The sequence below is a fragment of the Fructilactobacillus sp. YLN 2507 genome (assembly GCF_059614085.1).
Genome location: NZ_CM184303.1, coordinates 664,659 through 691,334, shown reverse-complemented (window position 1 = coordinate 691,334; position 26,676 = coordinate 664,659). Strand labels below are relative to the sequence as shown.

Genomic DNA, 26,676 nt, shown 5'->3' with positions numbered 1-26,676 from the left:
TATATCAATATCAGAAAGTTATTGAAAATTTAAATATTTAATAGGAGGTAAGATGAGCAGAGTTTGGATAACTGGATATCGAAATTATGAACTTGGGGTTTTTGGGGAAAATGACAAAAAGCTCCAAGTTATTAAGCGAACCATAAAAAATGAGATGATCAATCTTATTGAAAATGGATGCGATTGGATTATTACAGGGGGACAATTAGGAACTGAACAATGGGTAATTGAAATTGCTCATGACTTAAAAAAAAGATATCCTAATCAATTTCAAATTGCTATTATGACCCCATTTAAACATTTTGGAGAAAAGTGGAATGAAAATAACCAACTTCGATTACAGCAATTAATTAGTACAGCTGACTTTTCTGCAACAACTAGTCAAAAAAACTATGAATCTCCGCAACAATTAAAAAACTACCAAAGTTTTATGTTGAAACATACTGATAAAGCCTTATTTTTATACGACTTGGAACAAGAAGGTAAGACAATGTTTGATTATAATGCTGCCTTGTTTTATCAAGCAAACCATTCCTATCCAATTCAATTAATTGAGTTGGATGATTTACAAACTACTGCTAATGAGATGGACGAAGAACTTAAATCAGATTATGACATTTAACTTTTTTTGTGGTATAATATTAAAGTTAAGAAAAAGGGGTGCATTAAAATGGAAAATATTAAGTTCACACCAAAAGAAATCTTACAAAAAGAATTTAAACAAAAGATGCGAGGTTATGATCCAACTGATGTTGACTCATTCCTTGATGATGTTATTAAAGATTATGAAAATTTTCAAAAAGATATTTCTGAAAAAGATCAACAAATTGATCAATTAAGCTTAGAAAATCGTCGACTAAAGGCTAAAATTGTCGAACTTGAAAATCAAATTGTTGCTGTTCCTCAAGCAAGCAGCGAATCAAATCCAAGTTTAGATTCAAGGGTAACTCGTCAACAACCCGTTCAAGAAAAAACAGAAAACTCTGTTTCAAATATGGATATTCTTAAACGTCTATCAAATCTTGAACGTAAAGTTTTTGGTGAAAATTCAAATAGTTAGTTATAAATTGGTACATGCTCTGAGTAATCGCGGCCAGCTACATGTTGGCTGAGGAAAGTCCACTCTCGCACAGGCTGTGATGCCTGTAGTGTTCGTGCTCGGTGAAAAAATAAGCCGGGGGATTGTTTTTTAACAATTACGGCGAAGGAAAAAACTAAGTACTTCGGTATATGTTTTAGTACTTCCTAAGGTGCTATAGAGACGATTAATTCAAGAAATTGAATTACTGGAACGCAGTAAACCCCACGAGCGGGAAACCCAAACTTTGGTAGGGGAGCTTTACACACGGAAAATGAACTAAGTGTAGGGCAGAAATCTTTTTGATTTCTGAGATAGATGATTACTACTCAATTGTTTTTCCTGATAATTCAGTTGAGCACAAAACATGGCTTACAGGAGCATGTACCAATCAGGAAGAGTGGGGTTTCCCACTCTTTTTTTATATAATCAGAAAGGTAAATTAATGAAAAAATTTAAATTAATGGTAACTTGTGCAGCTGGAATTGAATCTTTAACAGCAAATGAACTTCGAAATCTTGGATATGAAATTGAGGTTCAAAATGGAATGGTACTTTTTGACGGAACCATTGAAGATATCATCAAAACTAACATTTGGTTAAGAACTGCTGATCGGGTCAAAATTATTGTCGGGTCATTCGAAGCAAAAACTTTTGATCAACTATTTGAAAAAACTAAAGCTCTTCCATGGGAAAGCTTAATCCCAATGGATGGCAAATTTCCTGTTGAGGGACGTTCACAAAAGTCAGACTTACATAGCGTTCCTGATATTCAAGCAATTACAAAAAAAGCGATTGCAACTAAACTAGGTAGTTTTTACCATCGTCGAACTCGTTTGCCAGAAACTGGTGGCTTATATCCTTTAGAAGTAAGAGTTAACAAAAATATTGTTTATGATTTACTTGATACAACCGGTCCTAGTTTATTCAAACGTGGCTATCGAGTCGCTAAAGGTGAAGCTCCACTTAAGGAAAATATGGCAGCAGCTTTAATTTTACTATCAAATTGGCATCCTAAAACAATGCCCTTTCTTGATCCAATGTGTGGATCAGGTACAATCCCCATCGAAGCTGCCATGATTGCTAGAAATATTGCTCCAGGTATACAACGTGAATTTGCTTTTGATCAATGGGATTGGGTTCCAAAGGAAACCATTCGAAAAGTAAAAGAAGAAGCTGATGCCCAAGCTGATTATGATTCTGAATTTGATATTTCTGCAAGTGATGTGAATGGAGAAATGATTAATTATGCTAAAGTAAATGCTCAGGAAATTGGATTACTTCATGACATTCAATTTAAGCAATTAGCTGTTCAAGATTTTAAAACTAATAAGCAAGATGGTGTTGTAATCACTAATCCACCTTATGGGCAAAGACTAGGGGACTTAGAAGAAGCTGAAAAATTATATAGAGATTTAGGAAAAGTATTTATTCCTATGACAACTTGGTCAAAATATTATTTAACTAGCGATTTAAACTTTGAAAAATTCTATGGCAAAAAGGCTACAAAACGTCGTAAATTATATAATGGTCGAATTCGAACGGACTATTTCCAATATTGGGCTGAAAAAAAATAATCTTAAGCAAAATCTAATAGAGGTGACTACTATAGTATGGTACAAAAAATAGCAATAGTTGGTGGAGGAATTGTTGGATCAACTGCAGCTTACTATCTAAGCCAAAATAATTATAAAAACTTCGAAGTTTCTTTGTTTGATGAGGGGATTGGTCAAGCAACCAAAGCTGCTGCTGGAATTATTTCGCCATGGTTATCTAAACGACGAAATAAAAAATGGTATCATTTAGCCTCTTTAGGTGCTAAATTAGTTGCTGAAATTGCACAAAATACTAATATGGACACCAATACTTACGCTAACGATGGCACCATTATCACACGTAAAAATCACGAACAGTTAACCGATTTATACCAAATTGCCTTGGAACGAAAAAAAACTTCACCTCAAATGGGAGAAGTTCGTTATGTCTCAAAATCTGAAATTAAAGAATTAGTTCCAATTATTAAACATTCCCCACATGACGGTATATTTGTTCCTGGAGGTAGTCGGATTGATGGCAAATTATATTGTGAACACCTTTTAAAAATTGCAGAGAACCATAATTTAAGCATATACAAGGGACACGTAAGATTAGTTACAGAAAACCAAATTTATTTTAACGAAAAAACGTTTAAATTTGATAAAATCATTTTAGCTACTGGAGCTTGGTCAAAGCAAATTCTAGCTGATTTAAACATCAATTTACAATTACATCCTCAAAAGGGACAGTTAATTGAAGTTCAAATTCCTGAAAAAAATGTTAATAAACCAATGCCAGTTATGATGCCGGAGTCAGAATATGATTTCATACCTTTAAATAATGGTAAGTTAATCATTGGTGCAACTCATGACAACGAACAAGGATTTGATATAAAATCTGAGAAAGCAGTTGATCAAGCACTCGTTACGACTGCTAATAACTTAATTGGTAATATTTCAGTTAACGACATTATTCTCACTAAAGTAGGGACTAGAGCCTATACAAATGACTTTAGTCCATTGTTTGGCTATGTTCCTGGATGCAATTCGTTATTAATTGGAACTGGATTAGGATCTTCTGGCTTAACTACTGGTCCCATGGTTGCTAAATTACTAGTTGATTTAATCAAACACCCAAAAATGAGTCTGGATGAATATCAAAAACCAATTTCAAATTACATTAATTAATGTCATGTAATGCTTGAATTGCTAAATTATGTGCACCATGGTTTTCATTATCAGGAATCCAGTTATTAAAAACCAAGTTACATTCGGATTCGATTTTAAGAATTTGATCTACATATTCTTGATAATGTTTGGCATAGCCTTTGACTAGGCTATCAGCTAAAATCTTACTGTCTGTAAAATACATTAGTACTGATTGTTGGAAATTTTCATAAGTTACATTTTTCTTGAAAAATTCTAGTGCCTCAATACAAGCTTTAAATTCTGCTTCATGATTATCTTTTGCAATTAAATTGAATTTTTCCTGTACTTGGTGCTGATTATTTACTAATAAAACCCCAATTCCTACATCATTAGAATCAGGATGTTTTGCTGCATCAGAATATAGTTTATAATACATTTGTATTCTCCATTTTTGAAGGGATGTTTTTATGATAACTCAAAAGCGAAAATTTTTATATCAGCCACAACTTTCAACTAGTTGTATTTGTTGGAGTTGGACTTTAATTGTAATGTTAATTGGAATTATCGTATGGCTTGAAATAACAACATTTCAGTCAACCACTTTGATTATTTTTTTATTCTTTATTTTTTTAACTTGGATTCAAATTTATTATCGCAAAATACTTATTAACAACCATGAAATTAAAATTTGTAGTGTTCTCCATCCGCTTGGGAAAACATTTGCCAACCAAAAAATTTCAGATGTTGTTTCAAAAAGAAATTCAATTTCTTTTAAAATTAATGGGAAAGTATATAAGTTTATAGTGCCGTCAAATTCAGCAATTGAATTATCAGAAATTCTTGCTAACTCAGAGGATAAAAATTGAAATTAAAAAAATACCATTTTTTATTATTAATCATTACTATTAGTTTATTAATTTTAGATCAAATTGTTAAGTTTCAAACAAGATTAAATATCAAACTAGGTGAAGAAGTAACTGTCATACCTCAAATTTTTTCACTTACTTATTTACAAAATACAGGAGCAGCTTGGAGTTTTATGCAAGGTAATTCTATTTTCTTTGTATTAATTGCCTTTTTAGCTATTTTAATTTTTATTTACTTATTATATAAATTTAAATCTAATTGTTTAATCTCATTAGGAATTACATTAATGTTAACTGGAACCATTGGAAATTTGATTGATAGAATTAAATTTGGGTTTGTAACTGACATGTTTAAAATCGACTTTATTAATTTTCCAGTATTCAATATTGCAGATATGTGTCTAACGTTTGGAGTCATCATTTTACTATTTTCATTGTTAAAAGAGGAGTAAGTAATTGAAAAAATTAAAGTATCAGGTAAATATTGACGGTCCTAGAATAGATAAAGCAATTGCTGATGAATTTACAGAGCTTAGTCGTTCACATGCAAATGAATTGATTAAATTGGAATTAGTTAAAGTTAACGGTGATTCAATTAAAGCAAAATACAAAGTAAAAAAAGATGATGTAGTCACAGTTGAAATACCTGAGCCAAAAAAATTAGATTTAAATCCAGAAAATCTTAAAATTGAAATTGTATATGAAGATAATGACGTAATTGTAATTAACAAGCCTCAAGGAATGGTTGTTCATCCCGCTCCTGGACATCCTAACCATACCTTAGTAAATGCACTACTTTATCATACTAATTTGCCTGACATCAATGGTACTTTACGTCCTGGAATTGTTCATCGGATTGATAAAGATACTTCTGGATTATTAATGGTAGCAAAATCAGAAGCAGCATTAAAATCGTTATCTCAACAACTAAAGGAAAAGACTAGTCGTCGAAAATATTTAGCCTTAGTACATGGGGCTTTTAAAGAAAACTCTGGTACAATTAATGCACCACTTGGTAGGTCTCCAAAAGATCGTAAAAAACAGGCCGTCGTTACTAACGGAAGGAATGCCATTACTCATTTTAAAGTTTTAGAGCGCTTCGGCACTGACTATACATTAGTGGAGTGCCAACTTGAAACGGGTCGAACCCATCAAATCAGGGTTCATATGAAATACATTAATCATCCCGTTGTTGGTGATCCGCTTTACGGTCCTAGGAAAACCATTAAAGGAAACGGTCAATTTCTTCATGCTGCTGAATTAGGATTTAAACATCCCGTCACTGGAAAAGAAATGGATTTTAAAGCTCCATTGCCTAAAATATTTGAAAAAACACTTAGTAATTTAAAAAATCAATACCAAACAAAAGAGGTTTAATAATTATGCAAAATGAAAAAGTTGTTTTAAACGGGATGGCCATGCAACGGGCCTTAAACCGAATTACGTATGAAATTATTGAAAAAAATAAAGGGGTTGAGAATTTAGTTTTAATTGGAATTAAAACTAGAGGAGTTTTTCTAGCAGAACGAATTGCTAATCGATTAAAAAAGTTAGAAAATACAGATATCCCAGTTATTGAATTAAACATTACAAAATATCGTGATGACAATAAAGAAACAATTACTTCAAACGAACAAGTTGCTGAAAACGTAGTTAACATTGATAATAAAAACGTTGTTTTAGTTGATGACGTTCTTTTTACTGGTAGAACAGTTCGGGCTGCCCTAGGAGCAATCAACGAAATTGGTCGACCTAAAAGAATTAGTTTAGCTGTGTTAGTTGATAGAGGACATCGAGAAATTCCAATTCGAGCTGATTTTGTTGGAAAAAATTTACCAAGTTCTAAGGACGAGAAAATTAAGGTACTAGTTACTGAAATTGATGATCGAGATGGCGTAGAAATTACAAAATATTAATTTAATTAAGATTTAAAAGGTGGTGATTATATTGGAAAAAAGATATCTAATTCTCGATGATGGAACTTCTTTTGCTGGTGAAGCATTTGGGGATCTTTCTAACACCACCGGTGAATTAGTTGTAAATACCAATTTAAATAATTACCAAGAATCAATAACTGATCCTTCATACCATAATAAGATTATAAGTTTCGTTCAACCATCCATTGGAAACATTGGTATCAATCCTAAAAATTATGAATCAATTATGACATCTGCAAAGGGAATTGTAGTAAATGAGGCGGAAAATGTTTCCTTTTCTCGACTAAAAAATATTTCATTAGATTCATTTTTAAAGGAAAGACATATTCCAGGAATTTGCAACATTGACACGCGTCAAATTCAAAAACATGTGCGAAAACACCAGATTAAAAAAGCAAGTATCGTCAATAATAATGATGAGCATGCTTTTGATCAGCTACAAGCAGCTGTTTTAAGTAATCAGCAAATACAGTCAGTTGCCACTCCTAAACCGTATTTAGTTCCTGGAGTTGGTATAACGATTGTGGTAGTCGATTTGGGATTAAGAGAAAGTATTATTCGTCAGCTATCAAAGTTAAACTGTAATATCATTGTAGTTCCTTGGAACTTTAACTTTACTGATATCAAAAATTTTGATCCAGGTGGGGTTGTGATTTCATCTGGACCAGGATCACCAGACGAAATTGATCCAATTGTAGTTGAAAATATTAAAGACATGCAAAAGGAAGTCCCCTTATTAGGAATTGGTCTAGGACATGAATTAATTGCCATTGCTAATGGCGCTAAAGTTACGCGTATGAAATTTGGGACTCATGGAAGTAGCCATCCGGTTCGTAAAATCATTACTAATGAGATTGTATACCCTAATCAAGCTCAGGATTATGCAGTTGAATCCCAAACAATTGATTCATCAAAACTAATTGTTACATACATTGACTTAATTAATGGAACCATTCAAGGAATTAGAAGTCGTGATTACCCAACTTTTTCGGTCCAATTCTTTCCAGAAGGAATTAATAATTTAGATGATAGTCTTGACATTTTTGATGAATTTGTTGAAAGCATTATCGCACATAGGAGATTAATTAATGAATAATATTAAAAAAATCCTAGTAATTGGAGGCGGATCTTCAAACATTGGACATGAAGGGGAACAAGATGCTGCAGCTTTTCAAGCAATGCTAGTTTGGTCTAAGCTTGGAATTCAAACACTTTTAATTGATGATAACCCATATTCAATTATGCTTTCTGAAATTCCTAAGCAAAACTTATTTATTAAAAAAATTACTTTAGATAATGTTGAGAAAATCATTAAATCTCAACAAATTGATGCAATTACTCCAATTTATGGCCAAAAAGATGCCTTAAGAATTATAAAAAGATTAAATAAGCGGGGAATCCTTCATGATCATAACGTTAAAATTATTGGACTAAATTCTGACAATATTAATTTATTTGGTGGAATTAAAAATAATGCTGAAAAAATGGCTCGCAATTCACAACTAGCAAATCGACTATTAGAGAACGATATTCCTATTTTGAAAACAAATGTTGTTTCAAACTTTGATGAATTAAGAAACACAATTGATGACATGGTCTTTCCAATTGCTGCTAAAGCAATTAAAGCTTCAAAATATGGAAGAAGACATATTTTTCAAAATATTGAACAGTTAAATAATGATATTTATGATTTATTTCAGCAATCTAATGACCATAAGGTATCATTAGAACGAGAAGTTGGTGGCTACAAAGAAATTGGAATTGTTGCAATTCGTGATGTTGATAGTACCAAAATGATAATTTCATCATTGGAGGACATGAATCCAGTTGGCCTTAATTCAACTGATTCGGTTGTTTTTGTACCTGCACAAACTTTAAATGATTCTCAATTACATATACTTAGAGCAATTTCATTTAGAATTATGGACTGTTTAGGAATTAAAGGCGTTTGTCATATTCAATTTGCTTTAAATTCAAACAATAATGAATGCTTTGTAATTAAAGTAAATCCATTCTTCAATGCACAAACAGCGCTTGCTGAAAAGGCAACCGGCTATCCATTATCTAGAGTGGTAGCATCACTTGTCTTAAATCAATCGCTTACTGATATAAAATTGCCACCTAGATTTAACAAAATAACTTCAATCTTACAGCCTGTTAGTGACCATGTAACTGTCAAAATGCCAGTTTGGCCATTTGATTATTTACCAAATGCTAATAAAAATCTAGGTGCTCAAACGAAAGCAACAGGATCTTCAATTGGAATTGGCAGGAATGTAGAATCAGCATTCATGAATGCTTTGAGAAGTTCACAGCCAAGCCCTAAGGATGTCTTACCTAGTTATAGCGATTTAACTGAAGATGAATTAATTAATCAACTTATTCACCCAACGGATATCCAAATTTTAATTTTATTTGAAGCAGTTAGTCGGGGGTATTCAATTAATGATTTATCTGAACTAACTAAAATTGATGAATTTTTCTTTGTGATTATTAATAATATTTTAAAAGAAATTAAAGAGGTTAAGAATAATCCTTTAGATCCTAACGTACTTTTGAAAGGAAATAAGTTTGGATTCGGAACAGGAATGTTTTGTCATTATTGGCGCACAACTAATTCTAAAATTAATCGAATTGCAACCAAAAATAATATTTATAAAACTTATAAAATGATTGAACCAACTGGTGGTGAATTCTTAGAAAAGATTGACTCATTCTATGGCAGTTTCGAATTTGAAAATGATACCACACAGCTAAGCAATCATAGCGCTTTAGTAATTGGGAAGGGTCGTAATCACTTAGGACCAAATATAGCAGCAGATGTTTATACCGCAGAAATGTTAATCCATTTGCATAAGCTAGGCTTAAAAACTATTATTTTAAATAATAATCCTAATTCAGTGAGTTTAATTCCTTCAATTAGTGATAAACAGTATATTGAACCTGTGCAACTTGGGGACATTTTAGATATTGTTAAATTGGAAAAACCAGAATATATTTTTGTTCCAGGGAATCGACATTACCTAATTAGAGAGTTAAGTAAATTAAATGATACAAAGGTAATTATTTTACCACCTGACCAAAAAACAGGAAATTGGAAGTCTAATAGGGCTGAATTTGCAATTGATTTTTTGGTTTCAAAAAATAGAATAACTCCCATTACAACTGTAGGCTTTTCTTCCCAATCCGATAATCATAGCCAAAACATTGACCAGCAAACTGATTATTTTATTCCATATCAAAACCAAAACTTAGATTTTGATAAATTATTAAATGTGGCGACGTCTGAAATAAAGCAACAAAAATTAACTGGATTAATTCAAGTTGTTTTTAGTTTAAATGAAAAAGGGCAAGCTATTTTGTCTGGTGTTTCGCCACTAAGAATTACCGAGACTATTTTCTTAAACTTAGCAACTAATATTAATTGGATTGCAATTCTAATGAAAATGTACACTGGTAACTTTAGTCATGAAAAAGTTGAAAAATTAATTTTTGATTTTAAATCTAGTGTTAAGCCAATGACTATGAAAATTAATTTTCCGTTTAATGCTTTAGGAATTTCAAATGAAGAAAAAAACCGAGCTCTAGAAATTGGGGCACAAATATCTTATAAATAAAAAAATCTAGATTAATTAATCTAGATTTTTTTATTTATTTTTACGTAATTTTGCTACAATTTTTTCAGAAGGTGTAACAAAAACTGTTCTTTGGCCAGTATAATGAACCAACCCAGGTTTAGCACCATTAGGTTTTTTTACTCGTTTAACCGTTACATAATCAACCGGGACATTAGCTGATTCTCGAGCCTTAGAGAAGTAAGCAGCCAATTCAGCTGCTTCAATTAGCGTTTGTTCAGAAGGATTAAATGATTTAATAATTACATGAGAACCATGAATTTTTTGAGCATGTAACCAAATATCACGTTTATCAGCAGTTTTTAAAGTTAATTGATCATTTTGTAAATTATTTTTCCCAACTAAAATAATCGTACCATCAGACGCAACAAATCTTTCGGGTTTACTAACTTTAATTCGTGCCTTTTTCTTTGATTTAGAATGATCACGAATATAGCCTCCGGCTTTAAGTTCTGTTTTAATATCACTTAAATCCTCAGGGTTAGCAATTTGGATTTGTGCTTCAATATTTTCAAAATAATTAATTTCTTCAGTCGTTTTTGCAATTTGGTCATTTAAAAATTTAATTGAATTTTTCTTTTTTTGATATTGTTTAAAATACCACTGAGCATTAGCAGCAGGTGAAAGAGCTGGTTTTAAATTAATCTTAATTGGTTGATTATTATCATAAAAATTAGCTAATTCAACTAAAGTATCACCTGGCTTAACCTCATGAAGATAAGTCATCAAAATTTCACCTTTAATCCGATAATCGTCCGAATGCTCATTATCATGTAGAGAACGCTCTAACTTATGCAATTTATTACGATTCTTTTTTAATTCATTCTTAGTTATCTGAATTAATTGAGCACCTTGTTCTCGAACCCGTTCTCGTTTAACCTTAACTTGAAAATACTCATCAAGCATTTCACTTAGTGTATCAAATTGTTTTAATGTTTTTTCAGTACTAAACGGAAAGACAGAAAAAACTAGCTTTTCATTATTATCACTTGCAATTGTGGCATTTGTATCATTAAAGTTAGCAAAAAAAGTTTTGAATTTTGTTTCTGTATCTAGACCAGGCTCATGTAAAGCAGTTGCTAAAGCTAAAGAAGTATCTTTACCTAAACCCTGGACTGCCTTTCTTAATTCATCAGAAAGAACTTCGACATTTGGAAAATCTTTCTCTAATGCTTCAATTTTGCTAAAATCAGTAATTGTAAAGGGATCAACACTATTTTGAATAGGGGGATTAATGTATTTTGATCCCGGTAAGAGAGTTCGAAAACGGCTTTTATCAGATCCAATCCTTTTTATAGCATCGATGATAATACTATTTTTAGCTTTAACCAAAATAATATTACTATGACGAGCCATAATTTCAACAACAATTACTAGCTCTTCAGTATCGCCTAATTCATTACGCGAATTAAAGTGAAAGTGAATAATTCGATCATTATTAATTTGATGAACTTTTTTTATAAAACTTCCTTGGATATATTTTCTAAGTGTCATAACAAAGTTACTAGGAACTTGAGGATTAACAAATGGAACTTTTGTTGCCTGAACTCGTGCGTAGGTTGGATTAGCTGATAAAAGTAATTGATAATTTTTTGAGTTAGATCTAACTGTTAAAATAATTTCATTTAAATAAGGTTCGTTAACCTTTGTAATTCGGCCATTCTGCAACTCACTTTTTAATTCTTTAGTCATAGAGTGAGTAAATGATCCATCAAATGACATATTGGTACCTCGTTTTCTATTGATACTTATAGTATAAACTACATAAGTAAATTCTTGTAGTAAATTGTATTTACATAATCTTGTATAGCACAATTAATGCTATAATTAGGCAACGGAGGTTTTAAATTATGAAAAATAGTCTTACTGCTTTGCGTGAAGTTAGTAAATTGCAGCAGCAGCAATTACAATCTTTAACCAAAAGTAATAACTTAACCATTTCTGAGTGGCAATTACTTTTATCAATTTCTGAGGGATATGATAAACAAGAAACGCTTTCTAAAGAAATGGATTTAGATACATCAACTTTATCAAGACAATTAAAGCGCTTAGTTGAAAAGAAGATGGTCCACAAAAAAGCTATCGGAAAAGATAAACGTCAATTAGTATACGACATTTCTGATTTAGGTAATATGGCACTTAAAAAAATTCAAATTAGCTATACTAAATTAAAAAATCGAATCTTTGAGCAGTGGTCAGAAGAAGAAAAAAACATGCTCAAAATTCTATTAAACCGTTTAGGTAATAGTATGAAAAAAATTAATAAGTAAAAGGGTGATTAGTAAGTGAAAACAGCGGTTTTAACTGATAGTTCGGCTTATTTGTCAAATGAAGACATTAAAAAGTATAATATTCATGTCATTCCAATTTCTGTTGTGTTTGGCAATGAAAGTTATCGAGAAGGCATTGATATCGATAATGCTGAATTTTATCGCAAATTAAGTAATTCCAAAAAACTTCCAACAACTTCACAACCACCAATTGGTGAATTAATCGAATTATATAATCAATTAGCAAATGAAGGTTATGATACTGTCATCAGTATTCATTTAGCTTCAACCATTTCAGGATTATTTAATCAAGTTACTAACGTTGCTGAAATGTTAGACAACATTCGTGTAATTCCTTTTGATTCAGAAATTACGGTAGCCCTGATGGGTGATTTGGTAAAATATGCTGCCGCATTAGCAAAAATTGGCACTAATCCTGATGAAATTATTGAAAAACTTAAAATTCAGCGTAGTACCATTAATGAACTAATCGTAGTTGATGATATTGATAATTTAGTTAAAGGTGGTCGTCTCTCAAATGCATCGGCTTTTATTGGTGGATTATTAAATATTAAACCGATCTTAACATTTGATAATCAAACTGATGAAATCATCGCTTTTGACAAAGTTAGAACAATGAAACGTGCATTAAGACGCGTTGAATCAATTGTTACGGATGAAATTAAAAGTATTGATTATCAAGTTAAATTTTTTGTGATTGATGCTAATGACCGTAAGGCTGGCGATGCTTGGGTAAAAAGTATTCATGAACAACTTCCAAACATTAAAATTGAACAAGGCTATTTTGGCCCATCAATTGGAGTTCACTTAGGTGAAAAAGCATTAGCGCTTGGATGGGAAAAAGAGATTGATTTTGATGCAATTAAATAAAAAGCATTTGGTAATAATTTACCAAATGCTTTTTTAAATAGGGAAAGATAACAATAAAATCACTTTCCTTTTTCTAGTTTACATAATATATATTATACGAAGTAGTAATACGAATGAAAATAGTTCTCTATAATCTTAATTCGTATTACAGATTAACTTAAAAAAAGGATAACTAATGATTAGTTATCCTTTTTTTAATTACATATTACTATAACTTACTTGATTTAAGTTTAACTGCTTTTTCAAGTAAGGATTGAGAAATCGAAATGAATGTTGCTATTCCCACTGGTACCAACAAAAAGATTCCAATTCCTATTATCAAGAGTCCTGGAGCATCTTCTAAATCTACTATACGATAAATCATAGGCATTAACCCAGTCAGTATAATACATTCTCCGAAAGCGAGATTTCTAATTATTATAACTAATTTTACACCCGTTGCGGATAAAAAAACGTTCATATCAATTGCAGCTAATATCTTAAACAAATAAAAAATGATTAGTAATGAAATAAATGCAGAACAAAAAGCAGAAAAAGTGCCTAACCAAAACCAAAATGAGGAACCTAGATTAAGATTTTTAGTTACGGCAAATAGAAGTAATAAAACTAAGAATAAAATAAAACCTACTAGTCCAAATAAAATAAATCTCAAAAAAAGTGTTTTCTTTTTCACAGTATAGTCTCCCTTTATCTGTAAGATTAGCCGTATTCTAGCAAACAATTCGGCGAAAAACAATAATTTATGTTTCAGTAACTTTATTTTTTCAATTTCAAACGAAAATAAATCCCCTATTTTATATTAAATATTTTTTCAAACAAAACTTGTAACTATTTAATTTTTTAAATTGCATCGGTTATAACTAAAATTTATTTAAAATATAATTTTTAATTAAAGAATTAAAGTTGTATAATATAATTTGACTAAATTATTTATAATAAGTTGGAGGGACTTATGCTAACTAACAGAGACAAACCGTTTGATTCATTCGCTTTAACTACTGGGTTATATTTATTATTTTTATCATTTTTAATATTGTTTAACAAAATGAATTTAAATCCAGAATTAATTATATTTATTGCTATTGGTGTTTTATTAACTGGTATTTACCGTTACTATATCTATATTGAAACCAATCATTATTTTAAAGTATCTAACCAAATTTTGGTTATATTGGGATCAATTGAAATAGTATTAAGTATTATGTTGTTTTTTAGCAATATAATCAGTTTAAATATTGAACTATTAATAATAGCTATCTGGATTATTATAAGTTCACTGATAGAAATAAAGATGATTGCTTTAACCCCAAATATAAGACATTGGTATCTTCTAATTACTAGAATATTTGGAGTATTAGGAATATTAACAGGAATCATTTTAATTATAATGATAACCATATCTGTACCAATTATTACAATTAAAATAATTTTAGGAATATTTTTCTTAATTTATGGATTACTTCTTTCAATTCGTTCGTTTTAATTTTTTAAGAATAAGGTGAATATAAAATGGTAGAAATTATAATAAATTCGATTGTAGCTTATGTTTCAACTAATCTTGACTATATCCTGGTCTTAGTACTATTAATTGGAACTTACAAGAAGACCAAACCAATTCTTGCTGGTGATTTAATTGGTACTTCTTTTTTAACAATCTTACCTATGATTATAGCAAGAATCTTAGGCTCTGTTCCGCAAATGTGGGTTATTGGCTTATTAGGAATTTTTCCTATTATTTTTGGAATAAAAGAACTATTACCAAAAAAACATTATTCTAATTCCAATATCGAAACTAGTAATGATTCCACCTACACAATAGTAATAAAAACCGTAATTATTACTATTACCGCATGTGGTGCTGATAATGTGGCTGTATATATTCCAATTTTTATTAAAAAAACCAACATCGAATTAATTGCCGCATTTATTGTAATGCTCTTAATGGCAGTTGTTTTCTTTGTTCTTGCTACTAAAATAGGTGACAATAACAAAGTAAAACATATTTTAAACAAGTATGGCAAATACTTATCAGCCGTTATTTATATTATGCTTGGAATTTCTGTATTAGCCCAAAATGGGACTATTAAACACTTTTTGTGATTAACTTTTTGGGTTTAATTCACCTGCAGCAATGGAATCTAGCATTGGTCTTGATGGAATAAAATATAGAGTTCCGGTCTTTATAGTAGAAAATGTCAATAAGAAATCACTCATATCAACCATCTGTTGCAACATGTCTTTGGTAACGCTCCAATGTCTAGAATATCCCATAAAATAAGTTCCAGTTTTATCACTGGCTGGATCAGAAAATGGTACGTTCATACGAACAATCTTATTTTCGTCACCAGTATTAGATGCTAAATTATGTGCATTAGCATACTTATCATCATCATCTAATTCTAAATCAGAGAATTTTTCTCGACCAACTGCTTTATCTTGATGTTCAACTGTCATTTTATTCCAAAAGTCCATATTATGAATCCATTTTTGGGTAAAAAGATACGATCCGTTCACAAACTCAGGATCCTCATCACCAATAATTGCATATGGTGCTGCATCCTCAACTTGTGGAGCTTCTGTACCATCAATGAACCCAATAATTGCCCGGCCTTCAAGGTATCTAAAACCCTTTACTTCGTCCAAAACATCAGTAAAGTCTTTTAAAAATTTCCGATATTGGGTAACTGTTTCATATACAACCGCTTGATTTTTAGCGCGAATATGCAAGAAAATATCCCCTTCAGTAGCTTGCATACTATATTCTGGTCCAGTAACTCCAGTAAAATCTTCTAACTCTTTAGGTTTATTAGCTTGGGGAAAAAGATAATTCCAAGCTTTATTACTAAAACCGATTGCCACTCTTAAATCTGCTTCAGGCTCTCTAATTCGCATCGAACGAATAATTGCTTGAGAACGACCAGCAAACTCCTGAATTCCAGCTTGAGCTTTTGCCTGATTATCACGTTTCAATTCTAAGGAAACAAAATCAACATTTTCTCCGACATCTTTCCAAACATCTTGAGCTTTATTTGGTTCCATTTTAACTACCATAAAAATAATCTTCCTTTCATATTATTACATTTACATTATAACAAATATTTCACTAAATATTTGTTATAATGTATAGTTGTGAAATGTTTTACATATTGGAGGAAAACATGTATTTAAAAAGATTTATTGAATTATTTATCGTATATACAATCTCATTCTTAATTGCAATTATCACAATTGGCTATCCACTTAATTTTAATCACTTAGGTTTAATCATCTTAGGCGTAATTATTGGATATCTGGTTTTAGTAATTCCACTTACCCTTCTTACAATCAAAAAGACGACAACTCGTAAAAAGGCTAGTGGTGCTAATATTCACGAAAGCAAGTTTTGTAAAGTGCTAAATATATTACCTTCCTTTATTTATTTAGCAACTAAAGATGGTAAAGGTTTGATTAGCAATTCAATCATTAGCTATGCTCAAAGTTCTGAACATGAAAATATACTTTATATCGTAACTTCTGCTAATACTAAAAGAGTTAATAATATTAAGCAAAATCCGCAAGTTGCAATCGCTAGTTTATTCGATCAGAAAACTAGATTACGTTTTTCTTCTAATCAAGCAACAGCTAAAGCAATCACTAACCCAGATCAAGTTGCAAAACTAGCAACTGAAATTCCACAGATAAAACAATTAGACGAAAATCTTCATGGTAAAGCCATTATTATTATTACCATTAAATCCGCAATCATTGAGTCATTCAGAGATCGTCCTGAAGCTATTAATTTTTAAAAAATAGATCATAACAGTTTATATAATTAAACCGTTATGATCTATTTTTATTTTAAATCTTTTTTTGCCTGATCGTAACCAATCACAAAATCAACAATTTCGGTGAGCCGATCATTCAAAACTTTATTAATCACTTTAATTAAACCAATTGGATAACATTTAAGATGATGACTATGACAATAATAAGATTGAGCTTGTTTGTATCCTAATTCAAAGTCACCACTATGTTGAGCATCATTTCGGTAATCCTTTTGATATTCATAATGATAATTTGGTTCGTGAAAATTGCCATTACCATAATTATCTTTCAAAAAATCATGAATCTTTTTAAAATCATTCATTAAAATTATCCCTCAACTTTTACTTTTAAATTTCCATAAAAGTGCAATAATTGCTGGAACACTGGTTAATATTATTGACAAGCTAAAATAAATAGCGGGTTTAAGTAAGTCCCCACCAAGAAATAGACGCTGAGTTAATTGATTAACGTAATATCCTGGAAATACTTTTTGAACATTAGTTAGAATTGGTGCCCAATCTGACTTAACCCAAGTATAAAATGGAACAATCAAAAAACTAATTACCAACATAGTCAGAAAACTAGATGCATCAATAGCCTTTGAATTAAAAAATTGACCCACTGTAAAGCCAAATAAGCTTAAATATCCACCAAAAATGTTTAAACCTATAATTAGTAAAACAAATTTCAGACTAAATTCAACGTGACCGATCAAAAATGTAACGATTAAAATAACTAAACAAATGACCGTATTTAAAACTAATTGGACAATAATTTCATCATACAACCATTTTAAAATCGTATATTTGGAGGTTGCAATTTGCAATTCATAGAAATTTTTCATGGAATTAATTGATTTAGCAAATGAAACTAAGGAATTTCCGGCAATTCCAATCAAACAACTAGCAGTAAACCAAATATAAGCATATTTATTTTCATAAAAACCACTAGTTTTGCTCATCATTACTAATGCTATGTACCAAAAAACCGGAGTTAAAATGGTAAAGAAAATAAACCGTTTATTTCTAAAAGTATTTTTAATCATTAAGTAAATATTCATTATCCCACCTCACTATTATATTTACGATACCATTGATCAATCGTTTGATTATGCGAATGAATGGTTGCTACCTTTTCATCACAACTAATTTTCCCATTTTTTAGAAGAATAACTCGATCAAAATAATGGTCAATTTGATTAAAATCATGCGTAATTGTAATGACAGTTCCTTTAATTTGATCCATGTAATTCCAGAAAAAATCAATTGTTTCTAAGTCCATTCCAACCTTTGGCTCATCTAAAATTAATAGTTTCGATGGTTTAATGGAACTAATTAATAAATCCAATTTTCGTTTTTGTCCTCCAGATAAAGCTGAAACAAATTGTTTTTTCTTATCTAAGAGTCCAAATTCTTTAAGAACCCCATCAACATTTACATTAGTTAACTTATTTAATGAAATGGTCAACTCAATCATTTCTGATACCCGAAAACTTTCAATTAAAGTATTTTCCTGCATCATAAAACCAAAGTCCAGATTTTGATTATAGTTACGTTCAACGATCCCTGAAGTAGGTTTTAAAGAACCACTAATGATTTTTACCAAGGTAGTTTTTCCAGCCCCATTACTGCCTAAGAAGGCAATTCTTTCATTAGCATGAACTTGTAAATTAATTTTGCGTAATACTGGGATATCAAATTTCATTTTAACTTCTGAAAGCTTTAGTAATTGTTCTTTTTCACTTTTATTACCAGTAACTAGTTCATTTAAATCAACATTAAAAATTTGTGCTAAAGAAAGTAATTTATCTAAATCAGGAATGGAATCCCCTTTTTCCCATTTAGAAATTGATTGACGCGAAACAAACATTTTTCTAGCTAACATTTCTTGAGATAAGTTTTGCGCTTGGCGTAATTTAATAATTTGTTGTCTAAATTGATTTTGCATTTTAGATCTCCTATTTTTGATTAGATATGCATATCTGAATTTAAGTATACCTAAATCGTTATAAAAATCTATAAGCCCCTGTTATCAAACGATTGCATAGTCCGCAACCAGCAGTTGCACATTAATTGCATTATACAATAATAACAAAAAAGACCTATGATTTTATCATAGATCTTAATTTATTAAATTAATGTTTATTTATTTTCCCAAATCCCTTGTTTAAATTGTTCTCTTCCACCCATTTCTTCCATTTCAGCTCGAAGTGGGTTCTTTTTATAGAAATCTTGATGATAATCTTCGGCTGGATAAAATGGTTTAGCAGCTTCAATTTTAGTAACAATGGGATCATCAAATTTTCCAGAGTCTTCTAATGCTTTTTTAGAAGCTTCCGCAATTTTTCGTTGTTCTGGACTATTTACAAAAATTACAGGACGATAACTGTCGCCACGATCTTGAAATTGTCCCATTGCATCAGTTGGATCAGTTTGCCTCCAATAAATATCGACTAATTGTTGATACGAAATGATTTCTGGGTCAAACGTAATTTTAACAGCTTCAGTATGTCCCGTTTTTTCGCTGCAAACTTCTTCATAAGTTGGATTAGCCACATGTCCACCGGTATATCCAGATATGACTGCTTCAATCCCTGGCATCTGGTCAAATGGTTTAACCATACACCAGAAGCATCCTCCTGCAAAAATTGCAGTTTCTGTTTTTTTACCCATTTAAAAAACCTCTTATTTAATTAATTTTTTGTATTCCCCATAACCATCTTTTTCAAGATCAGCATATGGAATAAATTTCAAGGCAGCAGAATTAATACAGTATCTTAAACCACCTTTATCGGCAGGACCATCAGGGAAAACATGCCCTAAATGAGAATTTCCATCAGAACTTCTCACTTCTGTTCTCATCATTCCATAAGAAGTGTCAGTATTGTTTTTAACTGCACTCTTATCAACTGGTTTAGTGAAAGCTGGCCAACCACAGCCAGAATTATACTTATCATCAGAAATAAATAATGGTTCACCGGTAGCTACATCAACGTATAAGCCCTTTTCAAAAAAGTCATCGTATTTACCAGTAAAGGCTGGTTCGGTCGCTGCTTCCTGGGTGACCGCATATTCTTCTGGGGTTAATTTTTGTTTAAGCTCATCTTGATTAATTTTACTCATATGATATTCCTCCTTGTTATCTATTAACCTAATGATAAATTAATTATAATAGATTGCAAACAATCTAACTTATTTATTTAATCTTTTAACAAAAAGCAGTTGAACCCTAGAAGAATTCAACCGCTAAATTTAATGCTAATTACTATTTTTTTGTTTCTAATTGTTCAGTCAATGGGGGAACAACTTGTTTCTTACGTGAAACAACTCCAGGTAAATTCATGACATCGTCGTCATTTAATTTATTAGCAAAGGCAGTTTCAACAATTGCTTTTGGTTCACCAACTACGATCATTTCTGAGTTACTAGTTAAAACATTTGTAACTAAAACTAAGAATAAATCATATTTTTCTGCTTTAGCTTCATCAACCATGGCAGCTTTAATATCAGCAAGTCGTTTGTTAATATCTTCCAAATCAACCACGTTAATTTGATCGATACGAACATTTTTACCACCTAAAGTGAATGATTTAGCATCACTATCAATTAATTCTTTATCTGATTTAGCATCAACGTTGGTTCCAGCTTTAAGCATTTTAACACCATAATCTTCGATGTTATCTACTCCAGCAATATCAGCTAAAGCTTGTAAAGCATCACGATCAACATCAGTAGTGGTTGGTGATTTAAGTAATAATGTATCAGAAATGATAGCTGACATCATAAGACCCGCAATTTCTTTAGGAATATCAATTCCTTCTTCTGAATACATTTGGGTAATAATAGTTGAACAACAGCCATAAGGTGCAGCGCGATAATATAGAGGCTTAGATGTATTAAAATCACTAATTCGATGATGATCTACTACATGAGTCACAGTCAAACTAGAAATATCATTAATACTTTGTTGTGGTTCATTGTGGTCAACTAACATTACTTTGTTGGTTTCAGGTTCTGCATTTTCCACAATTCTTGGAGTCTTAACACCAAAGTAATCTAAGACAAATTTGGTTTCAGGATTAACAGGACCTAAGGCAACTGCTTCCGTATCGTAACCATCTTGCTTCTCTAAATATGCTAACGCGATTGCAGCAGCAATCGCATCAGTATCAGGATTTTTGTGTCCAAAAACTAGTTCTTTAGCCATGTAAATAATCTCCTTTAAATTCTTATGTCTCTACTTTACCACAAAGATAATTTTAAACCAATTTAGCATTATCATCACTTGTAACCATTACCTGATGATTAATTGAAACCGGGACCCCGTCAATTTTAACATTAACTTCTGGATTTCCGTTAGAAACTCGTTTTGAAAAACCATGTTCTTGTAAAATTACATCATGTCCACTTAAATGATCAGTAAAAATGGTTAAAATCTGATCATCGGGATTAATTTTAATAAAGTTTGCAAGCAAATTAGTTTTCGTTTTTAAATCACGTAAAACTTTAATTCCCTTACGTGCTCGACTAGTAACTGGTATCTCTGCAACTTTTAACTTTTTAAAATTACCATTTTGAAATACCAAAGCCAATTGTGAGTTTTCATTTACTAATTGTGAATTAACCACAAAATCATCATCACCTAAATTAATTGCTTTTGCACCGGTTGTCCGAGCGCCATTTACTGATACCTCATTAAGATTGTAACGAAGTGCTAATCCCTGGTTAGTCATTAATAATACATCACTTGCATCGCCATTAGGAATATATTCAACATCTACCACTGCATCTAATTCATCTTTTAATCTTTCATAAACAGCGGCACGACTCTTATATGTTCGTCCTGGTAATAATTTTTCAAATTCAGTTTGCTTAATGTGTCCAGATTTTGTGGTAATGATAAAGTTTCCTTGCTCTTTAAGATTAGGAAAAGCAAATGTTGAGATTACTTTTTCGTTTGAGTCAATTCCATTTAACTGTGAAATATGATCTCCAGTATCTTTCCACTTTACATCATCAATTTCAAAAACAGGACGGTAGATTAAATTACCCGCATCAGTAAAAATAAATAAAGAATCACGAGTACTCAATTGCTTAATAAAGACCGGGCGATCTTCACTTTTTAACCCATTATCAGTTAGTTCAGAAGCCTTATAGGAACGGATACTGCTCCGTTTCAAATAACCATCTCGAGAAACCATGACCATAACTTGTTCATCCGGAATTACAACTTTTTTATTAATTTTAATGTTTTCAATTTCTGCTTCAATCGTCGAACGACGTGGGGTTTGATATTCAGCTTTTAATTCCCGTAATTCTTCTGCTAAAACATGATCCAATTCCGCTGGATTAGCTAAAATAGTTTGATATTCAGCAATTTTAGCAGCCAAATCAGCGTTTTCTTTTTTCAGCTTTGTCACATCGGTATTGGTTAACCGATAAAGTTGTAATGCAACAATAGCATCCGCTTGTTTCTCAGTAAAATCATATTCACTAATCAAATTATCACGTGCATCTTTTCGATTTGAACTAGCTCTGATAGTACTAATAACTTCGTCAAGAATTGAAAGTGCTTTAATTAATCCTTCAACAATGTGTTGCCGTTCTTGTGCTTTATTTAAATCAAATTTAGTTCTTTTCGTAATTACTTCTCGCTGATAATCAAGATAAGTAGCTAAAATATTCTTTAACCCAAGACGCTGTGGCCGCATATCCTTAATAGCTACAACATTAAAGTTGTAAGAGACCTGTAAATCAGTATTTTTATATAAATAATTTAAAATTCCCTTTACTTCAGCATCACGTTTTAACTCAATTGAAATCATCAACCCAGTTCGATCTGAATCATCACGAACTTCAGCAATTCCGTCAACTTTTTTGTTAATTCTAATTTCATCAATTTGTTTAACTAATTGGGACTTGTTGACTTCATAAGGAATTTCCGTAACTTTAACCATTTTCTTACCACCACGAAGATTTTCAATTTCACTCCGTGAACGAATCATAATTTTACCATGACCATCTCGGTAGGCTTGTTTAATCCCATCTAAACCTTGAACAATTCCCCCAGTTGGAAAGTCAGGTCCTTGAACAAACTTCATTAAATCAGCAAGACTGGCATCTGAGTGTTCTTGTAAGTACAGCAAAGCATCAATTACTTCCCCTAAATTATGGGGAGGGATCTCAGTTGCATAACCGGCTGAAATTCCAGTTGCACCATTAATTAATAAATTAGGTAGCCGAGCTGGTAAAACAGTTGGTTCCTCTTCAGTATCATCAAAGTTTAATACCCAATCAACAGTCCCTTTATCAATATCTCGTAACATTTCTCCAGCAATCTTACTGATTCGAGCTTCCGTATAACGCATTGCTGCGGGAGGATCGCCATCCATTGATCCATTATTACCATGCATATCAATTAGTGGTTCTCTTAGTTTCCATGATTGACTCATTCGTACCATGGCATCGTAAATTGAACTATCTCCATGCGGATGAAAGTTACCCATTACATTACCAACTGACTTTGCTGCTTTTCTAAACCCTTTATCATAAGTATTTCCGTCTTTATTCATAGAATAAAGAATTCTCCGTTGGACTGGTTTTAAACCATCACGTACATCTGGTAAAGCCCTTTCTTGGATAATTGCTTTTGAATAACGGCTAAATCGTTCATCCATTACTGAAGCCAAAGACAAATTTTTAATTTCAGCTTCTTTTGCCAATCACTTCACCTCCTATTTTTTATTTTGTATTATCTAAAATACTACCTTCATCTTCAAGGTTAAATTGAACGTTATTTTCGATCCAATCACGTCTTGGTTCAACTTTACTACCCATTAAAGTTGAAACTTGACGTTCTGCAACCGCTGCATCATCAATTTGAACCCGAATCAAAGTTCGGTGTTCTGGATCCATAGTCGTTTCCCATAACTGATCAGCATTCATTTCTCCTAGACCTTTAAATCTTTGTAAGGTCATTCCCTTAGGAAAATCTTTTCTAAGATCTTCTAATTCCTCATTGGTCCAAGCATATTCAATCTTAGTGTTTTTACCCTTTCCTTCTTGTAATTTATAAAGAGGTGGTAAAGCAACATAAACCTTCCCTGCTTCAATCATTGGACGCATGAACTTATAGAAAAACGTTAATAATAAGATCTGGATGTGAGCACCATCATCATCAGCATCAGTCATGATAATGATCTTATCATAATTTGCATCTTTTAAATCAAAGTCATTTCCCATTCCGGCACCAACGGTATACATAATTGTACTAATCTCTTCATTTTTCATGATATCTGCCACATTAGCTTTTTCAGTATTAAGAACTTTACCTCTTAAGGGAAGAATGGCTTGATGTTTTCGATCCCTTCCTTGTTTAGCAGAGCCCCCAGCAGAATCTCCTTCGACTAAGAACAATTCATTTTTACTAGCATCTTTTGATTGAGCAGGGGTTAGCTTTCCTGAAAGAAGTTTTTCTTGTTTCTTTTTCTTTTTTCCGTGTCGACTTTCTTCACGTGCTTTTTTTGCAGCCTCTCTAGCTTTACGTGCACGTAAAGCTTTTTGCACCAAAGTATTAGCTAGATCTCCATTTTCCATTAAAAAATAAAGAAGTTGTTCATCAACAACACTATCTACAATAGCACGTGCTTCAGGGGTTCCTAATTTTTCTTTAGTTTGTCCTTCAAACTGAAGTCCTTCTTCTGGAACTCGTAAAGCAACAACTGCTGTCAATCCTTCTCGAATGTCAGTTCCTTCTAATTTTTTATCTTTTTCTTTTAAGATACCAACTTTTCGGGCATATTCATTAAAGGCTTTTGTCCATCCGCTTCTAAAGCCAGCTTCATGGGTTCCACCATCTTTGGTTCGAACATTGTTAACAAATGAAAGCATCGTTTCAGTGTATCCATCATTGTATTGAGCTGCTACTTCAACTTCAATTCCACCTTTACTGCCATCAAAGTACATCACATCACCAAGCGTACTTTTACCTTCATTTAAGTAAGCAACAAATTCCTTAATTCCCTCATTGAATAAGTAAACTTCCTTGCGCTCTTGACCCTCACGTTCGTCAGTCAGCGTAATCTTAACTCCCTTCAATAAGAAAGCAGATTCACGTAAACGAGTTGCTAAAGTATCAAAATTATACGTAATCGTAGTAAACATTTCTGGATCTGGCTTAAAGGTAATAGTAGTTCCATTACCATCTTTTGTCTTTCCTAGATTACGTAAAGTGCCAACTGGATGTCCACCATTTTCAAAATCTTCTTGATATTTTTGATGATCACGTACAATTTCAACAGTTAAATGACTAGATAACGCATTAACGACACTAGAACCAACTCCGTGCAATCCTCCAGAAGTTTTATAACCTCCTTGGCCAAACTTACCACCAGCATGCAAAACCGTTAAAATAACCTCTGGAGTTGGTTTGCCAGAGGCATGCATTCCAACTGGCATCCCACGACCATGATCAACTACGGTAATACTATCATCCTTGTGAATTGTTACATTTATCTCTTTTCCGTAACCTGCGATTGCTTCATCAACAGCATTATCTACAATTTCATAAACAAGATGATGTAATCCTTTACCATCTGTTGAACCAATGTACATCCCAGGGCGTTTACGAACTGCTTCTAGTCCATGAAGTACTTGAATTGAAGAAGCATCATAATTATCTGAATTACTTAATTTAGTCATATGCAGAAAACTCCTTTTCGTCTGTATTTTATAATAACTTATTTAGCATGTATTGCAAATAAAGGAATTACTGCTGCTTTTTATTTTGTAATCTGTCTTATTTTGATAAAAAATGCTAAAATTGTGTTTGTTCACTTTAAATCTTTGGAGGAAAAATGATTAAAATAATTGTTCTTTTATTGATTGCATACTTATTAGGGTCAATTCCAAGTGGAGTTTGGATTGGAAAAGTCTTTTTTAATGTTGATATTAGAAGACATGGTTCTAAAAATATTGGCACTACCAACACTTATCGCGTTTTAGGTCCAATTGCTGGAACAATCGTCTTATTTATGGATATTGGTAAGGGATTTTTAGCAACCTGGTTACCGATGGTCTGTGGAATTGGTTCGTGGTACCCATTAATCTTTGGAGTAGCTGCCGTATTAGGCCACACTTATTCCATCTTTGATCATTTTAAAGGAGGAAAAGCCGTGGCAACTAGTGCTGGAATGCTATTAGCTTATAATCCTAGTTTCTTCTTAATTGCTGCACTTGTTTTAGGATCTTGTATTGCAATTACAAGCATGGTAAGTCTAGGTAGTATCATTAGCTTTATCATGATTATTTTTGTTTCATTCTTTACTCATGATATGGCACTAACTTTCATTGCACTTTGTTTAACCTGCTTTACAATATATCGCCATCGTAAAAATGTCATAAAAATTATTCATGGAGAAGAAAATTTAGTTCCATTTGGATTATATTACTGGTATTTAAAATATATCAAAAAAACAATCAAATAATAAAAAGACTTTCTTGTGAAAGTCTTTT

General features: G+C 31.7%; 28 protein-coding genes and 1 other RNA gene. 17 read left to right on the top strand and 12 right to left on the bottom strand.

Going from position 1 to position 26,676, the window contains the following annotated elements; translation table 11 throughout:
• Positions 1-52: 52 nt before the first annotated feature.
• From AC0GLY_RS03640 to AC0GLY_RS03620, 5 genes are all read left to right on the top strand, one after another.
• Complete coding sequence (locus AC0GLY_RS03640; protein WP_496612168.1) at positions 53-622, top strand: SLOG family protein; 570 nt, start codon at positions 53-55, stop codon at positions 620-622.
• 48 nt (positions 623-670) lie between these two features.
• Positions 671-1,060, top strand: coding sequence for a cell division regulator GpsB (gene gpsB, locus AC0GLY_RS03635; RefSeq protein WP_496612167.1), 390 nt, complete (start codon positions 671-673; stop codon positions 1,058-1,060).
• A gap of 15 nt (positions 1,061-1,075) precedes the next feature.
• Positions 1,076-1,458: RNase P RNA component class B (gene rnpB, locus AC0GLY_RS03630), an RNA gene on the top strand.
• 65 nt (positions 1,459-1,523) lie between these two features.
• Entirely contained in the window at positions 1,524-2,654 is a 1,131-nt protein-coding gene (locus AC0GLY_RS03625) for a THUMP domain-containing class I SAM-dependent RNA methyltransferase (protein ID WP_496612166.1), read from the top strand.
• Positions 2,655-2,690: 36 nt separating this feature from the next.
• Positions 2,691-3,800: an NAD(P)/FAD-dependent oxidoreductase gene (locus AC0GLY_RS03620; protein WP_496612165.1), complete on the top strand. Its 1,110-nt coding sequence runs from the start codon at positions 2,691-2,693 to the stop codon at positions 3,798-3,800.
• Here the strand turns inward: AC0GLY_RS03620 and AC0GLY_RS03615 are convergent.
• Positions 3,793-4,197, bottom strand: coding sequence for a ribonuclease HI family protein (locus tag AC0GLY_RS03615; protein WP_496612164.1), 405 nt, complete (start codon positions 4,195-4,197; stop codon positions 3,793-3,795). The two genes, AC0GLY_RS03620 and AC0GLY_RS03615, sit on opposite strands and share 8 nt — an antisense overlap.
• A 31-nt stretch (positions 4,198-4,228) precedes the next feature.
• Here AC0GLY_RS03615 and AC0GLY_RS03610 point away from each other — a divergent pair, with 31 nt between their 5' ends.
• Genes AC0GLY_RS03610 through AC0GLY_RS03585 form a run of 6 tightly spaced genes read left to right on the top strand, consistent with a single transcriptional unit; the run spans position 4,229 to position 10,181 of the window.
• A complete protein-coding gene (locus AC0GLY_RS03610; protein ID WP_496612163.1) occupies positions 4,229-4,627 on the top strand; it encodes an EbsA family protein in 399 nt (132 codons plus the stop codon).
• On the top strand, positions 4,624-5,079 hold the full coding sequence (gene lspA, locus AC0GLY_RS03605; RefSeq protein WP_496612162.1) for a signal peptidase II: 456 nt from the start codon (positions 4,624-4,626) through the stop codon (positions 5,077-5,079). Before AC0GLY_RS03610 ends, lspA begins: the two co-directional genes overlap by 4 nt.
• Before the next feature lie 4 nt (positions 5,080-5,083).
• Positions 5,084-6,004: an RluA family pseudouridine synthase gene (locus AC0GLY_RS03600; RefSeq protein ID WP_496612161.1), complete on the top strand. Its 921-nt coding sequence runs from the start codon at positions 5,084-5,086 to the stop codon at positions 6,002-6,004.
• Positions 6,005-6,009: 5 nt separating this feature from the next.
• A complete protein-coding gene (pyrR, locus tag AC0GLY_RS03595) occupies positions 6,010-6,543 on the top strand; it encodes a bifunctional pyr operon transcriptional regulator/uracil phosphoribosyltransferase PyrR (protein ID WP_496612160.1) in 534 nt (177 codons plus the stop codon).
• Between the two features lie 31 nt (positions 6,544-6,574).
• Positions 6,575-7,660, top strand: a complete 1,086-nt coding sequence (locus AC0GLY_RS03590; RefSeq protein ID WP_496612159.1) for a carbamoyl phosphate synthase small subunit — start codon at positions 6,575-6,577, stop codon at positions 7,658-7,660.
• A complete protein-coding gene (locus AC0GLY_RS03585) occupies positions 7,653-10,181 on the top strand; it encodes a carbamoyl phosphate synthase preATP-grasp domain-containing protein (RefSeq protein ID WP_496612158.1) in 2,529 nt (842 codons plus the stop codon). The genes AC0GLY_RS03590 and AC0GLY_RS03585 overlap by 8 nt, the downstream gene beginning before the upstream one ends.
• A gap of 30 nt (positions 10,182-10,211) precedes the next feature.
• On the opposite strand, the gene AC0GLY_RS03580 is transcribed toward AC0GLY_RS03585, so the two are convergent.
• On the bottom strand, positions 10,212-11,921 hold the full coding sequence (locus AC0GLY_RS03580) for an Rqc2 family fibronectin-binding protein (protein ID WP_496612157.1): 1,710 nt from the start codon (positions 11,919-11,921) through the stop codon (positions 10,212-10,214).
• A gap of 128 nt (positions 11,922-12,049) precedes the next feature.
• On the opposite strand from AC0GLY_RS03580, the gene AC0GLY_RS03575 reads away from it, so the two are divergent.
• Positions 12,050-12,469 carry a MarR family winged helix-turn-helix transcriptional regulator gene (locus AC0GLY_RS03575; protein WP_496612156.1) on the top strand — a complete coding sequence of 140 codons (420 nt, stop codon included), beginning with the start codon at positions 12,050-12,052 and terminating at the stop codon, positions 12,467-12,469.
• Between the two features lie 15 nt (positions 12,470-12,484).
• On the top strand, positions 12,485-13,360 hold the full coding sequence (locus AC0GLY_RS03570) for a DegV family protein (RefSeq protein ID WP_496612155.1): 876 nt from the start codon (positions 12,485-12,487) through the stop codon (positions 13,358-13,360).
• A 208-nt stretch (positions 13,361-13,568) separates the two neighbouring features.
• Here AC0GLY_RS03570 and AC0GLY_RS03565 read toward each other — a convergent pair whose 3' ends face one another.
• Positions 13,569-14,033: a DUF2975 domain-containing protein gene (locus AC0GLY_RS03565; RefSeq protein ID WP_496612154.1), complete on the bottom strand. Its 465-nt coding sequence runs from the start codon at positions 14,031-14,033 to the stop codon at positions 13,569-13,571.
• Positions 14,034-14,312: 279 nt separating this feature from the next.
• Here AC0GLY_RS03565 and AC0GLY_RS03560 point away from each other — a divergent pair, with 279 nt between their 5' ends.
• Positions 14,313-14,843, top strand: a complete 531-nt coding sequence (locus tag AC0GLY_RS03560) for a hypothetical protein (RefSeq protein WP_496612153.1) — start codon at positions 14,313-14,315, stop codon at positions 14,841-14,843.
• A 26-nt stretch (positions 14,844-14,869) separates the two neighbouring features.
• Positions 14,870-15,460 carry a cadmium resistance transporter gene (locus AC0GLY_RS03555; RefSeq protein ID WP_496612152.1) on the top strand — a complete coding sequence of 197 codons (591 nt, stop codon included), beginning with the start codon at positions 14,870-14,872 and terminating at the stop codon, positions 15,458-15,460.
• Here the strand turns inward: AC0GLY_RS03555 and AC0GLY_RS03550 are convergent, their stop codons facing one another.
• Positions 15,461-16,411 (bottom strand): Dyp-type peroxidase, encoded by a 951-nt coding sequence (locus tag AC0GLY_RS03550; protein WP_496612151.1) that lies wholly within the window; start codon positions 16,409-16,411, stop codon positions 15,461-15,463.
• Between the two features lie 107 nt (positions 16,412-16,518).
• Here AC0GLY_RS03550 and AC0GLY_RS03545 point away from each other — a divergent pair, with 107 nt between their 5' ends.
• Positions 16,519-17,145 carry a pyridoxamine 5'-phosphate oxidase family protein gene (locus AC0GLY_RS03545; RefSeq protein ID WP_496612150.1) on the top strand — a complete coding sequence of 209 codons (627 nt, stop codon included), beginning with the start codon at positions 16,519-16,521 and terminating at the stop codon, positions 17,143-17,145.
• A 47-nt stretch (positions 17,146-17,192) separates the two neighbouring features.
• On the opposite strand, the gene AC0GLY_RS03540 is transcribed toward AC0GLY_RS03545, so the two are convergent.
• The 8 genes from AC0GLY_RS03540 to parE all read right to left on the bottom strand — a co-directional run bounded on the left by AC0GLY_RS03540 (position 17,193) and on the right by parE (position 25,863).
• Complete coding sequence (locus AC0GLY_RS03540; protein WP_496612149.1) at positions 17,193-17,486, bottom strand: hypothetical protein; 294 nt, start codon at positions 17,484-17,486, stop codon at positions 17,193-17,195.
• Positions 17,487-17,498: 12 nt separating this feature from the next.
• The gene (locus AC0GLY_RS03535; RefSeq protein WP_496612148.1) at positions 17,499-18,224 is read right to left on the bottom strand and encodes a hypothetical protein; all 726 of its coding nucleotides are present in this window, start codon (positions 18,222-18,224) and stop codon (positions 17,499-17,501) included.
• Positions 18,224-19,111, bottom strand: a complete 888-nt coding sequence (locus AC0GLY_RS03530; protein ID WP_496612147.1) for an XRE family transcriptional regulator — start codon at positions 19,109-19,111, stop codon at positions 18,224-18,226. The genes AC0GLY_RS03535 and AC0GLY_RS03530 overlap by 1 nt, the downstream gene beginning before the upstream one ends.
• A gap of 194 nt (positions 19,112-19,305) precedes the next feature.
• Positions 19,306-19,836, bottom strand: coding sequence for a peptide-methionine (S)-S-oxide reductase MsrA (gene msrA / locus AC0GLY_RS03525; protein WP_496612146.1), 531 nt, complete (start codon positions 19,834-19,836; stop codon positions 19,306-19,308).
• A gap of 12 nt (positions 19,837-19,848) precedes the next feature.
• Entirely contained in the window at positions 19,849-20,286 is a 438-nt protein-coding gene (gene msrB / locus AC0GLY_RS03520) for a peptide-methionine (R)-S-oxide reductase MsrB (protein ID WP_496612145.1), read from the bottom strand.
• 142 nt (positions 20,287-20,428) lie between these two features.
• Complete coding sequence (locus AC0GLY_RS03515; protein ID WP_496612144.1) at positions 20,429-21,370, bottom strand: manganese-dependent inorganic pyrophosphatase; 942 nt, start codon at positions 21,368-21,370, stop codon at positions 20,429-20,431.
• 52 nt (positions 21,371-21,422) lie between these two features.
• Entirely contained in the window at positions 21,423-23,840 is a 2,418-nt protein-coding gene (parC, locus tag AC0GLY_RS03510; RefSeq protein WP_496612243.1) for a DNA topoisomerase IV subunit A, read from the bottom strand.
• A gap of 64 nt (positions 23,841-23,904) precedes the next feature.
• Positions 23,905-25,863, bottom strand: a complete 1,959-nt coding sequence (parE, locus tag AC0GLY_RS03505; RefSeq protein ID WP_496612143.1) for a DNA topoisomerase IV subunit B — start codon at positions 25,861-25,863, stop codon at positions 23,905-23,907.
• Between the two features lie 155 nt (positions 25,864-26,018).
• On the opposite strand from parE, the gene plsY reads away from it, so the two are divergent.
• On the top strand, positions 26,019-26,648 hold the full coding sequence (plsY, locus tag AC0GLY_RS03500) for a glycerol-3-phosphate 1-O-acyltransferase PlsY (RefSeq protein ID WP_496612142.1): 630 nt from the start codon (positions 26,019-26,021) through the stop codon (positions 26,646-26,648).
• The last annotated feature ends 28 nt before the right edge of the window (positions 26,649-26,676 follow it).